This window comes from Viridibacillus soli, assembly GCF_016612995.1.
GTDB classification, from domain to species: Bacteria; Bacillota; Bacilli; order Bacillales_A; family Planococcaceae; genus Viridibacillus; species Viridibacillus soli.
In genome coordinates, this window is the sequence record NZ_JAEOAH010000011.1 from 76,972 (window position 1) to 87,286 (window position 10,315).

A 10,315-nucleotide genomic window follows, 5' to 3' on the forward strand; every position below is an offset into this window, starting at 1 on the left:
CTCTGAAGTAGGTTTCAAATGTTGAGCGGGTCATGTGACTTGCAGCCGGTGGTCACACTCTCTTTTCACCATCATCATTTGTAGTATTCTTCGTCTACGCTTTTTTGTATGTGATTGCAAGTATAGTGTCTTAACAATACTTTGTCAACATTTTCAGGTGACGGTTTCGTGAAAATCTTGTACAATGAGGTGAATAGTCATTCATTTTTTAGGGGGATTTTGTCATGATTCAAAAGATTATCACGCCAACGCCATTTGCAGTTGGGACTGTGAATTCATATGTACTAAAAGGAGACGCTTTATCTATTGTTGATGTTGGGACGAAAACGCCGGAAGCGTATGAAGCTTTAAAATTTGGTTTAAAAGAAGCGGGCTATCGCTTTGAAGATATAGAGCAAGTTATTTTAACGCATCATCATCCAGATCATATGGGCTTAGTTGATGCATTTCCAAACGCTAAGGTGCTGGGTCATGTATATAATGATGCTTGGCTACGTAGAGATCCGGTCTTTCTTGCGTCGCATTTTGATTTTTATACAGATCGCTTAATAGAAGAGGGCGTGCCAAAAGAATATTTTTCTTGGGTAAAAAAGATGACAAGATCTACTGATTTTGTCGGAACAAAACCTTTAACATCTATTTTGCATGACGGGGATGAACTACCGGGACATCCTGGTGTCATTGCGATGGAGACACTAGGACACGCGCAAAGTCATTTAGTTTATTGGCATGAAGAAAAACAAGAGATGATTGGTGGGGACTTACTGATTGCCCATGTTTCACCCAATCCTTTAATTGAACCACCATTGAACCCGAAAGCGAAGCGTGCAAAATCATTATTACAGCAAAATGCGTCATTGAAAAAGTTATTAACTTTACCTATTGATGTAGTGTATAGCGGTCACGGGGAAGAAGTTCGCAATGTGCATGAGCTTATAAAGGAACGCCTTGAAAAGCAGCATAATCGTGCGATGAAAGTACTTGGCATGTTGCAAGGTGAACCAAAGACTACGTTTGACCTCACTGTGCAGCTATTCCCATATGCTTACGAGAAGGAGCTAGGTTTGACTTTATCAGAAACAATTGGTCAGCTAGATTATTTATTAGCTGAAGGGCTGATTAAGGAGAACATGAATGAAGAAGGCGTCTATCTTTATGAACAAGCGTAAAACAATCCTCGTTACAGGAGCCACGAGTGGAGTTGGCAAATGTATCGTGGCTTTGCTTGCGACTAGTGGGCATACGGTAATTGCGACTGGCCGTTCTATAGAAGTTTTGCAGTCATTTACCGCACCGAACATACAAACGATTCAAGCTGATCTTTCTACTATAGAAGGAATTCATTTGTTACTTAAAAAATTACCAGCAATTGATGTGGCAATTTTTTCTGCTGGTGTTGGTACTTTTGAGTATGCATCTGACTTAACGGAAATAGAAATTGAGCAGATGCTTCATGTGAATATCCAAGCGCCGATCCTTTTAGCAAAAGAGTTGTCGCGTAATATGATGAAGCGAAAAAGTGGTCAACTTATTTTCATCGGCTCACAAGCGGGGAAGGTTGCTACTCCGAAAGCTTCTGTATATGCAGCAACAAAGCATGCGATTATCGGTTTTACAAATGCTTTGCGCATGGAGCTTGCACCATTTGGCATTCATGTGACAGCGATTCATCCAGGTCCAATTGATACACCATTTTTGGATCATGCGGATAAAACAGACACATATCGCGACTCGATGAAAAATGTGCTATTAACACCAGAGCGAGTAGCGGAAGCGACAGTGAAGACGGTTGGGCGAAATGTACGAGAAGTTAATTTACCATCGTATATGGCGATTACAAGTAAGCTTTATGCGGTTGCTCCATCTATTGTAGAAAAACTAGGGAAGCGATTTTTTAATAAAAAGTAAATTTATGAATATACATTATTGTATTTGGAATTATAGATGACTTTAATTATCAGAAATTATATTTATGCAGAAATAACTGTATTGAGTGTATAAATAGATTCATCCGTTAAAGGGATTATTCAAGTAGGGGATTTCTACTTTGAATAGTCCTTTTTTCTTTTATATATAGTGGTTTCAGATGAATGTAGTTATGATAGAAGCGTAATAAAAAAATATTAAAGTTTTTTTATAAATGCAAAAAAATACACTTGTATTCATTTTTATTCCATGCTATGATGAGTGCATAAATATAAAATAAATTCGCATAAAAATACATAATACGGAGGAATGTTACATGGCTAAAAAAGTAGTACTAGCATATTCAGGCGGTTTAGATACATCAGTTGCAATTCAATGGTTAATCGATCAAGGATACGAAGTAGTAGCATGCTGCTTAGACGTAGGTGAAGGGAAAGACCTTGACTTCATCAAAAACAAAGCATTAGAAGTTGGCGCAGTTGAATCTTACATGATCGACGCAAAAGACGAATTCGCTGAAGAATACGCATTAATTTCTCTTCAAGCACATACTTGGTACGAACAAAAGTATCCATTAGTATCAGCTCTATCTCGTCCACTTATTTCTAAAAAATTAGTAGAAGTAGCTGAACAAACTGGCGCAGTTGCAGTAGCACATGGTTGTACTGGTAAAGGGAATGACCAAGTTCGTTTCGAAGTTTCTATTAAAGCATTAAATCCTAATTTAGAAGTTCTTGCACCAGTTCGTGAATGGGCTTGGAGCCGTGAGGAAGAAATCGAATATGCGAAGGAAAAAAATATTCCACTTCCTATCTCTTTAGATTCACCATTCTCAATTGACCAAAACTTATGGGGACGTGCTAACGAATGTGGTATTTTAGAAGATCCTTGGGCTGCACCACCAGAAGAAGCATATGACTTAACAGTTGCTCTTGAAGATGCTCCTGATACTGCAGATGTGATCGAAATCGAATTCGAACAAGGTGTACCAGTAGCACTAGATGGCGTAGCGTATAAATTAGCTGACTTAATCTTAAAATTAAACGAAGTAGCTGGTAAGCATGGCGTTGGCCGTATAGACCATGTTGAAAATCGTTTAGTTGGTATTAAATCACGTGAAGTATACGAAATCCCAGGTGCACACACTTTACTAATAGCACATAAAGAATTAGAAGATATTACCCTAGTAAAAGAAATCGCTCATTACAAACCAGTAATTGAGAAAAAATTAACTGAATTAATCTATGAAGGTTTATGGTTCTCTCCATTAAGACCAGCATTAGTAGCATTCTTAAAAGAAACTCAGACATATGTAAATGGTACAGTTCGCGTAAAATTATTCAAAGGCCATGCAATTGTTGAAGGACGTAAATCTCCAAACTCTTTATACAATGAAAAATTAGCAACATATACAAAAGAAGATGAATTTAACCACGCTTCAGCTGTAGGTTTCATCGAACTATGGGGTCTTCCAACAGTAGTGAACTCTATGGTAAACAAAGGAGAAAAGAAGGTGCAAGCATGAGTGGTAAACTATGGGGCGGGCGATTCCAAAATTCTGCCGAACAATGGGTAGATGAATTCGGGGCATCCATCGGGTTTGACCAACAGCTTGTAACGGAAGATCTTGAAGGCAGTATTGCTCACGTTACGATGCTGGGTGCTTGTGGCATTTTATCACAGGACGAAGTCAACACGATTAAAGATGGTCTACATCAATTACAACAAAAAGCAACTGAGGGCTCTCTTGAGTTCTCGATTGCTAATGAAGATATTCACTTAAATCTAGAGAAAATGCTCATTGATTTGGTTGGTCCAGTAGGAGGGAAACTTCATACTGGCCGTAGCCGAAATGATCAAGTAGCGACAGATATGCACTTGTTCTTAAAAAAACGTGTGCATGAGGTTGTTTCTTTAATAGAAGCTTTCCAAAAAGCGATTATGACACAAGCAGAAGAAAATATTGATACGCTAGCACCTGGATATACTCATTTACAGCGTGCACAACCAATTTCATTTGCGCATCATTTGATGACATATTTCTGGATGTTAGAACGCGATAAACAACGTTTCGTGGAATCATTAAAACGAATCGATATTTCACCACTTGGGGCAGGTGCTCTAGCTGGAACGACCTTCCCAATTGATCGTGAAATGAGTGCAGAACTACTAGGATTCTCTGCTGTTTACCAAAATAGTATGGATGCAGTAAGTGATCGTGATTTCATCGTGGAATTTTTAAGTAATGGTTCACTTTTAATGGCGCATTTATCACGCTTTGCTGAGGAAATTATTTTGTGGTCAAGTGAAGAGTTCAAATTCATCGAGTTAGATGATGCGTTCTCTACAGGCTCAAGTATTATGCCACAGAAGAAAAATCCGGATATGGCGGAGTTAATCCGTGGTAAAGCAGGTCGTGTTTACGGTAATCTAATGGGCTTACTTACAGTATTAAAAGGGATTCCATTAGCTTATAACAAAGACATGCAAGAAGATAAAGAAGGTATGTTCGACACATTACATACAATTGTCGGCTCACTGAAGATCTTCGAAGGAATGGTTCGTACTATGACAGTTGCAAAAGAAACATTGCATAAAGCCGTGCATCAAGATTTCTCAAATGCTACGGAATTAGCGGATTATTTAGCAACAAAAGGCATGCCTTTCCGTGAGGCACATGCCGTTACAGGAAAATTAGTATTCCTTTGTATCCAACGTGGTATTTACTTATTGGACTTACCAATTGAAGACTTGCAAGAGGCGAGTTCATTAATCGAATCAGATGTATTTGATGTGTTAGCACCAGAAGCAGCTGTGAAACGTCGTCATTCCTTAGGTGGCACTGGTTTCGATCAAGTAAAAATTCAAATTGCAAAAGCGAAAGAATGTTTATAAAAAAATAGATTGGAAGAACGTTCACAGAGGAGAACTAATTCCATAAGCTATGGGCATACATATATGTTCCAGCAAAACCAACTTCCAGAGGGGAGTTGGTTTTTTGTTTTTGCTTAAGTCCATTCATTATGAAATGTGAAAAAGGGTTAGTTTTCAACTACATCTATCAAATCAGTGTGTATCTCTATGAAGAAAGACTCTAATAATTCTTCTAGTTGGTTGTTGAAGTTGTCATACGCTTCTTCTGCTCATATAACGTAGCAATGATTTGTTAAATAGGAACTGATTTAATCAATTTCCATCATTTTTAAAAAATATTTCAATATCCGAAATTATTTTCCTTTCACATCTTTTACCATTTCAGAATATTTGATAAACTATAATTTATGAAGAAAAGTGGGTGAATAGAGATGAAGGTATTTTTTGAATTAGGTTGGTTTTTTAAAGAACGCAAGAAGCAATATTTCATGGGGATTTCACTTTTAATCATCGTGGCGATATTACAGTTAGTGCCACCGAAAATTATTGGTGTTGTTGTCGATGAAATTGGTGCAGGCAATTTGACTGGTGGTTCCTTAGTAAAATGGCTGAGCGTATTAGCTGCTTCCGCACTCATTATGTATGTGATTCGTTATTATTGGCGGATTATGATTTATGGGTCGTCTATGACACTAGCTAAAAAGCTCCGCGCAGATTTATTTCGCCATTTTACATCAATGGCGCCGTCTTTTTATCAAAAGCGCCGTATTGGCGATTTAATGGCGCATGCAACAAATGATGTATCAGCTGTGCAACAAACAGCAGGTAATGGGGTTTTAACGCTTGTGGACTCTATTACAACGGGTGGCTTTGTTATATTAGCGATGGCTATTACAATTGATTGGAAGTTGACGTTAATCGCTTTGATTCCAATGCCATTTATGGCGCTTTCAACGAATTACTACGGTAAACTTTTGCATAAACATTTTCATCATGCTCAAGCTGCATTTTCGGATTTAAATGATAAAACGCAAGAGAGTATTACTGGCATTAAAGTGATGAAAACATTCGGTCAGGACAAAGAGGATATCGAGGATTTTAAACGTTTATCTGATGATGTTGTACAGAAAAATATACGAGTTGCAAAAGTGGATTCGCTATTTGATCCAACGATTTCGCTCGTTGTAGGTATATCGTTTTTCTTAACGATTGTGTTTGGGGCTAAATTTGTTGTTGCTGGAGATATGACGTTAGGTGATTTGGTCGCATTTACATCTTATTTAGGGCTCCTTGTTTGGCCGTTGCTAGCGTTTGGCTTGCTCTTTAATATTATGGAGCGTGGTAGTGCATCGTATGACCGGATCCGGAATTTATTAGCTGAAAAGATGGATATACAGGATAAAGAAGATGCTTTAGCCATTCGTCCACAAGGGAATCTTGCATTTAATATTCAATCATTTACTTTCCCAGGAGAGGAAACACCATCACTAAAAAATATACAATTCATATTAAAACGTGGTGAAACACTTGGTGTTGTTGGTAAAACGGGTGCTGGAAAAACAGCCATATTAAAGCTGTTAATGCGTGAATTTGATGGTTATGACGGTAACATTATTTACGGTGGCCATGCTATAGGTGATTACGAAACATTAAAACTTCGTGAGGCAATTGGCTATGTACCACAGGAGCATTTTTTATTCTCGGCATCAATCTATCAAAATATCGCATTTACAAACCCGGAGGCTACTGAAGAAGAAGTGATAAATGCTGCGCAAATTGCACAAATCCATGATGATATACTGCATTTTACTAAAGGGTATAATACCATTGTCGGTGAGCGTGGAGTGTCACTTTCTGGTGGTCAAAAGCAGCGGATTTCGATTGCACGTGCGTTGTTAATGAAACCTGAAATGCTCATTCTAGACGATTCGTTATCAGCGGTCGATGCGAAGACAGAAGAAGCTATTTTAGCGGCATTAAAAGGGGCCAGAACAGATGCAACGACGATTATTACTTCGCATCGATTAAGTGCACTAATACATGCGCACCTCATCATTGTGTTACATGAAGGGACAATTGTAGAAAAGGGAACACATGATGTATTAATGGCTCTAAGAGGACGCTATTTTGAAATGTATCAATTACAGCAGCTTGAGCAGTTAGTGGAAAGAGGGGGTGAGCCATCGTGAATGAAGATCAAAAAATCACCCTGACAGGTAAAGACCAGTGGCAAGTATTAAAGCGACTACTAATTTATTTAAAGCCACATAAAAAATCAATTTCGATTGCGTTATTATTGCTTATTATTACAGTTCTTGGTGATATTTTCGGTCCATTGCTGATTAAAATGTTTATGGATGACTATTTAACACCGCGTCATTTCCCTACGAATCCTTTGATCATACTAGGTGTTACATATATTGGTATACAAATTTTGAATGCCATTATTAGTTATTTACAAATGCTGCGCTTTCACGTATTAGCTTTAAAGGTCATTCAACAGCTACGTATTGATGTATATACGAAGGTGCATAAGCTTGGTTTGCGTTATTTTGACCGTACACCAGCGGGTAGTATCGTGTCGCGAGTGACGAATGATACGGAAGCGATTATGGAAATGTTCGTAAGTGTGTTAATCGGCTTTGTACAGAGTGGCTTTTTAATCATCGGTGTTTATATCGCAATGTTTACACTAAACTGGAAGTTAGCAATTGCAACGATGATTTTACTACCACTCCTTTATTGGATCATTTATGCGTATCGAAAATATAGTGCCGTTTATTATATGGATATGCGTGAACAACTAAGTCAATTAAACGCCAAACTAGCAGAATCGCTATCTGGTATGTCAATCGTGCAAGCATTTCGTCAGGAAAAACGCTTCCGCGATGAGTTTGACGATATTAATGAGAAGCATTACAAGGCAGTAATGAGTAGCATTAAGCTAGATGGCTTGCTTTTGCGACCAGTAATTGATTTGGTTTATGCGTTAGGGGTTATTTTACTGCTAAGCTTTTTTGGTATTACATCTTTTAATGATCCAATAGAAATCGGGGTTATTTATGCGTTCATCACTTATATTAATCGTTTCTTTGAGCCGATTAACCAAGTGATGCAGAGGTTGTCACTTTTCCAACAAGCTATTGTGTCAGCGTCTCGTGTCTTTACTTTATTGGATGATCATGAGCTTGACCCACGTCAGATGGAGGATACTACTGTGAAAATGGCAGATGGTCGCATCGAGTTTCGCGATGTGACATTCTCTTATGATGGAAAAACAGATGTATTGAAAAATATTTCATTCAACGTAAATCCTGGTGAGACGGTAGCACTTGTTGGTCATACGGGGAGCGGGAAAAGTTCCATCATTAACTTATTAATGCGCTTTTATGAATTTGAGAAAGGTGATATTTTAATAGACGGTCAGTCGATTAAAAATTATCCGAAACAAACATTAAGAGAGCAAATGGGGTTAGTACTACAAGATCCGTTTCTGTTTTACGGTACGATTGAAAGTAATATCCGGCTATTTAATGAGGAGTTACCAGATGAAGATGTGAGAGCTGCAGCGGAGTTTGTGCAAGCAGATAAATTTATCGAGCAAATGCCAAAGGGCTATAAACATCAAGTAACTGAGCGTGGGTCCACGTTCTCAAGTGGGCAACGTCAGCTCATTGCTTTTGCGAGAACGGTTGCGGCGAATCCAAAAATTCTCGTGTTAGATGAAGCCACCGCAACAATTGATACGGAAACAGAAGTAGCCATTCAAGCGAGCCTCGATAAAATGCGTCAAGGCCGAACGACAATTGCTATTGCACATCGCCTTAGTACGATTCAAGATGCGGAGCAAATTTTAGTGCTGCATCATGGAGAAATTGTTGAGCAGGGAACACACCAAGAGTTACTTGCGAAAAATGGTTTGTATCATAAAATGTATCAATTACAGAATGGGTTAGTTCAAGAAGTAGAATAACAATGGATGAGCAGGTCTCCTTAATAGCAAGCAGGTCTCTATATTGTCTATTAAGGAGATTTTGAATTGGTAATAGAAGTAAATGGAGTTTGTATTAAATAATGTAAGTAAAGGGGGATATAAGAAGGGCTGCTATTCTATACAACACGTTAACGGTATCATAAACGACTTAAAAAATGGATGGACAGGTTCCAAGGAGTGGCTACTAAACATCTCGACAGCTACTTGTTCTGACATCGCTTCCTTGGACTACATAGAAATTATCACTTCAAGATAAAACATAAGAAATGTTGTTTTTTCTTACCAAAGTGCAACATTTACAACTGTTGAAAGTATAAGGTGTGCTGTCTAACCTGTCCCAATTATTTTGAAGAATTATATAAACGCAGCTGATAGAAGTTTGTTCATCATTTACTTTTTATCAAAAATCCAAAATATTACTATTAACCCTATAATGATGATTAGGCAATATGTTATCCCAACAGTGTTTCCAAACAAGTATAAAAAGAATGGGAAAAGTATTGTTACTATACCTGATATGATAGCAACAATTCCTATTCCCTTTGCTAATTTTTCTTTATCCCCTTCAAAAGTTGATTCATTGTAACCCGCGATTAAAAAAAGCATCTTTTTAAACCAAATCAAATATCCTAAAAAAATACAAATCAATCCGACTACTGTGAATACGATAAGCCCCTCAGTATCCATAATCCATCCCCCTGATCCCATTACAATATAATAACCTGTCCAATGAAGATTTTTAATATCTAACCTCACTTTAACATAAAATGGAATAAGGAAACCAACAACAATAACTACGAACACGGCCTTTTTGTATGAAGGAACATATTATCTATTATATATTCCACTAACGTTTTTTTCTTGAGATACTTTGCCAAATTCAGTGCTTGATCCATGAATGCTTCTTATCGGAATTTTTTATCTGATTATCAAGTTTATTCGGCAAGTGCAATGGCAACAGGGTGGCACCACTCACACCGCCTTTAAGGTTGATATAAAAAAGAAATAACCTAACTGGACTTGTTTATTTTGTAACTTTACTTATGACAACGTATCCAATACAGAGAGCAAAGAAAAAGTAGCAGGTAAAACTTAAGAAGTAATAGCTTAAGAAAATGCTGTACTTGAGGCTAAAGAAGAGTAAGAACTTAGAGTTAAAGAAGAAGAAAAGGCTGTTGCTAAACTACAAGTCCATGTGGTGGTGCAGATGGACCAGAATTTTTTATAATGAACTAGTTATTCAATGATAATAGTATTTGTCACATTAATTTGGAATAAATCAGGGTTAAATCCTTTTTGTTTTATAATATTACGTGCAATTTTCTGAACTTCTTTTTTATCTTTTTTAGTTTTTTCTTCTGTTAAATTAATGTTTATATTAATGTTATCAGGTGTGTTGATTAGGGGAATATTAGGTTGTTATTTACCGTTAAAATTTTTTTTTTGTTCAATACTAACGTATGTTACTACAGTTTTTAGTTGCTTGTAGCGGAGGGTGCATGCCCGCGGAAAGCGAGCATC

Annotated in this window: 7 protein-coding genes and 1 pseudogene; 7 read left to right on the forward strand and 1 reads right to left on the reverse strand. The window is 37.4% G+C overall.

Going from position 1 to position 10,315, the window contains the following annotated elements; translation table 11 throughout:
• Positions 1-224 precede the first annotated feature (224 nt).
• From JFL43_RS10135 to JFL43_RS22515, 7 genes and pseudogenes are all read left to right on the forward strand, one after another.
• Positions 225-1,169, forward strand: a complete 945-nt coding sequence (locus JFL43_RS10135; protein WP_200748966.1) for an MBL fold metallo-hydrolase — start codon at positions 225-227, stop codon at positions 1,167-1,169.
• Positions 1,135-1,908 (forward strand): SDR family NAD(P)-dependent oxidoreductase, encoded by a 774-nt coding sequence (locus JFL43_RS10140; RefSeq protein WP_234447712.1) that lies wholly within the window; start codon positions 1,135-1,137, stop codon positions 1,906-1,908. The genes JFL43_RS10135 and JFL43_RS10140 overlap by 35 nt, the downstream gene beginning before the upstream one ends.
• A 334-nt stretch (positions 1,909-2,242) precedes the next feature.
• Positions 2,243-3,451 (forward strand): argininosuccinate synthase, encoded by a 1,209-nt coding sequence (locus tag JFL43_RS10145; RefSeq protein WP_100797106.1) that lies wholly within the window; start codon positions 2,243-2,245, stop codon positions 3,449-3,451.
• Complete coding sequence (gene argH / locus JFL43_RS10150; RefSeq protein WP_200748967.1) at positions 3,448-4,821, forward strand: argininosuccinate lyase; 1,374 nt, start codon at positions 3,448-3,450, stop codon at positions 4,819-4,821. Before JFL43_RS10145 ends, argH begins: the two co-directional genes overlap by 4 nt.
• A 410-nt stretch (positions 4,822-5,231) precedes the next feature.
• Positions 5,232-6,989: an ABC transporter transmembrane domain-containing protein gene (locus JFL43_RS10155; protein WP_200748968.1), complete on the forward strand. Its 1,758-nt coding sequence runs from the start codon at positions 5,232-5,234 to the stop codon at positions 6,987-6,989.
• A complete protein-coding gene (locus JFL43_RS10160; protein WP_200748969.1) occupies positions 6,986-8,773 on the forward strand; it encodes an ABC transporter ATP-binding protein in 1,788 nt (595 codons plus the stop codon). Before JFL43_RS10155 ends, JFL43_RS10160 begins: the two co-directional genes overlap by 4 nt.
• A gap of 100 nt (positions 8,774-8,873) precedes the next feature.
• Positions 8,874-9,125: pseudogene (locus JFL43_RS22515) on the forward strand (IS1595 family transposase); the annotation flags it as partial.
• A 59-nt stretch (positions 9,126-9,184) separates the two neighbouring features.
• On the opposite strand, the gene JFL43_RS10170 reads toward JFL43_RS22515, so the two are convergent.
• Positions 9,185-9,481: a DUF3784 domain-containing protein gene (locus JFL43_RS10170; RefSeq protein ID WP_200748970.1), complete on the reverse strand. Its 297-nt coding sequence runs from the start codon at positions 9,479-9,481 to the stop codon at positions 9,185-9,187.
• Positions 9,482-10,315: the final 834 nt, after the last annotated feature.